Annotated in this window: 2 protein-coding genes and 4 pseudogenes; 2 read left to right on the top strand and 4 right to left on the bottom strand. The window is 48.3% G+C overall.

The window, feature by feature from the left end; translation table 11 throughout:
- Together ACRDCA_RS24355 and ACRDCA_RS24350 are read right to left on the bottom strand one after the other, a co-directional pair.
- Positions 1-87 (bottom strand): annotated as a pseudogene (locus tag ACRDCA_RS24355) (IS6 family transposase); the annotation flags it as partial.
- A 62-nt stretch (positions 88-149) separates the two neighbouring features.
- A pseudogene (locus tag ACRDCA_RS24350) lies at positions 150-341 on the bottom strand (recombinase family protein); the annotation flags it as partial.
- Between the two features lie 204 nt (positions 342-545).
- On the opposite strand from ACRDCA_RS24350, the gene ACRDCA_RS24345 reads away from it, so the two are divergent.
- Together ACRDCA_RS24345 and ACRDCA_RS24340 are read left to right on the top strand one after the other, a co-directional pair.
- Positions 546-827: a CopG family ribbon-helix-helix protein gene (locus ACRDCA_RS24345; protein ID WP_438691853.1), complete on the top strand. Its 282-nt coding sequence runs from the start codon at positions 546-548 to the stop codon at positions 825-827.
- Positions 827-1,102 carry a type II toxin-antitoxin system RelE/ParE family toxin gene (locus ACRDCA_RS24340; RefSeq protein WP_438691852.1) on the top strand — a complete coding sequence of 92 codons (276 nt, stop codon included), beginning with the start codon at positions 827-829 and terminating at the stop codon, positions 1,100-1,102. Before ACRDCA_RS24345 ends, ACRDCA_RS24340 begins: the two co-directional genes overlap by 1 nt.
- A gap of 341 nt (positions 1,103-1,443) precedes the next feature.
- Here the strand turns inward: ACRDCA_RS24340 and ACRDCA_RS24335 are convergent.
- Positions 1,444-1,572 (bottom strand): annotated as a pseudogene (locus ACRDCA_RS24335) (ExeA family protein); the annotation flags it as partial.
- Between the two features lie 52 nt (positions 1,573-1,624).
- Positions 1,625-1,711: pseudogene (locus ACRDCA_RS24330) on the bottom strand (IS6 family transposase); the annotation flags it as partial.

Here is a 1,711-nt window from a genome sequence, read left to right as displayed (position 1 = left end):
TGAATAAGCGAGATACCAGCGAACACATTGAGCAATAACATCGATGGGGTAATGCAGGCGTTTAAAGGCTTTTTGTATCAGAGGCATTATCAGATAACATCACAAAGAAAACAGCATGTTACCTAACAACGCCTTAATGCGACAGAGCCATCCATACTATGCACTACCACTATGTCACCAGTACGGACGAAGCTCATCAACGCCTCCAATTGAGGGCGCTTGATATCTTTACCGGATGCCTTGTCGGTGAAAGTACGATCAACCTTGATGCCTTCAAGTTGTCGTTCCGGATTCTGGTCGAACGAACTGACCCGGATATATCCAACTCGCTGTCCAGCCATAGAGTTCTCCGATAAATGTCAGGAAAGACTCTATGACTCTTAGCAATGTGTGTCAATAAAATCAAAATCAAACCCTATATTGACAGCATTGAGCGGAGCACCTGACGTCAAGTTAGAGTATAGCCCAAACTGACACTATCTTGATTGATTTAAAATAAATCAGTATGATTAACTTTGAATCAAATAAAAATAAGGAGTCGGTAAATGAAGAGCAATATGACACAAGCAACAACCAAGGTACTGACCGCACACGTGCCACTGCCGATGGCCGACAAAGTTGACCAGATGGCAGCCCGACTTGAACGCTCACGTGGCTGGATCATGAAACAGGCACTTTCTGCATGGATCGCCCAGGAAGAGGATCGTGATCGCCTGACCCAAGAGGCGCTGGCAGACGTGGATACGGGTCGGGTTATTGATCACCAGGCTGTGCAGGCTTGGGCTGACAGCCTCGGTACCGACATGCAACTGCCAGTGCCGCGTTGATGGAACTGAAGTGGACCAGTAAGGCGCTCTCTGATTTGGCGCGCTTGTATGAATTTCTGTCTCTGGCTAACAAGCCAGCTGCTGCTAAAGCCGTGCAGGCACTGACTCAGGCACCGACCATTTTGCTAACCAACCCTCGTATTGGGGAACAACTATTCCAGTTCGAGCCACGGGAGGTTAGGAGGATTTTGGTTGGAGAGTACGAGATTCGTTACGAGGTTATTGATTCAATCATCTACGTGCTGCGGTTATGGCATACCCGAGAAAACCGTTGAGATGGCAACGTCGTCCCTAAGCCATGAGCAACCTGACGGAAATTTCGGCGGTTCCGGTGTACAACCCAGCCGGGCGTTTTTTGCTTAGCGTACTTTAATTTCCCTTTCGCCAAACGCCCCCTACATGTAGTGACCTGCATTTGAAATCGCCCCGACCTGCATTTACCCCCAGTTTTCAGCCCACATTAACTGCAACCAGCGATAGTCTCAAACCCACAATACCTGCAAATGAACCTGCATTTATCCGCACCGACCTGCATTCCATTTTCACTGGCTCACAATAACTGAAAATGAAAAACTGACCAGTAGTCTTCAGGGCTACTGGTTTTAAAGAAGACGAATTAAATGGGCAGCCCTGCGGCCAGGATACGATCCCGTAACTCGGCGGTACGCGTCGGATCCAACTGGTGATTGAACAGTGCTCTGATTTCTGCTGGTTTGGCATCAAACTGTTCAACCATATCCTTCAGGGCTCTGTCGCGTTAACAGCAACGGCTTAGCAAAAGTAGCGTTGCCGTTTTTTTAGGCCGCTAACAGATAAAACTGTTCTGCCGGTGACAATCCGTCGCCAGCGGGATGATGAAGCTGTCCTTTGCGTATCATGTGGAC

Origin of the sequence: Serratia sp. (in: enterobacteria) (assembly GCF_051654945.1) — a bacterium.
In the GTDB taxonomy this organism is placed as follows: Bacteria; Pseudomonadota; Gammaproteobacteria; order Enterobacterales; family Enterobacteriaceae; genus Chania.
This window is presented reverse-complemented; position numbering and strand designations above follow the sequence as displayed.